Annotated in this window: 1 protein-coding gene; it reads right to left on the bottom strand. The window is 45.9% G+C overall.

From position 1 onward, the window contains the following. On the bottom strand, positions 1–362 hold a 362-nt coding region (locus FDW98_RS14340; protein WP_137398872.1), incomplete at both ends, for a nucleotidyl transferase AbiEii/AbiGii toxin family protein.

Raw genomic sequence — 362 nt, 5'->3', positions numbered from 1 at the left:
AGATCCCAGATATCGCGGTGGCGTACATAACGCTGTGTGTTAACCAGTGAAACTAATTTATCAGCCATGATTTCATCCAGCGTTTCGGCTAATACCAGCGTGTCGAAATAGCCTTCGGGCAGGAAGTTATAGTTTGCCTGTAAGGCTTTAGGCTCTCGCGAATAAGAAGGAATATTCGCCACTTCGATTTTGATCCGTTGTCTGGGGAGATCTCGACGTTCTGGCGCAGTAATAATAGAAACCTGCCATTTATCCACGTTCAGGCCTGCGTATTCAGGCTCGTCCTTTAAATCTGCCGGTTCTTTAACGGAGATCTCAAAACCATAGCGATCGCCAATATAGTTCTCCAGACAGGTTTTCAT

Source organism: Citrobacter sp. wls711 (assembly GCF_005281055.1).
GTDB lineage: Bacteria > Pseudomonadota > Gammaproteobacteria > Enterobacterales > Enterobacteriaceae > Citrobacter > Citrobacter gillenii.
This window is presented reverse-complemented; position numbering and strand designations above follow the sequence as displayed.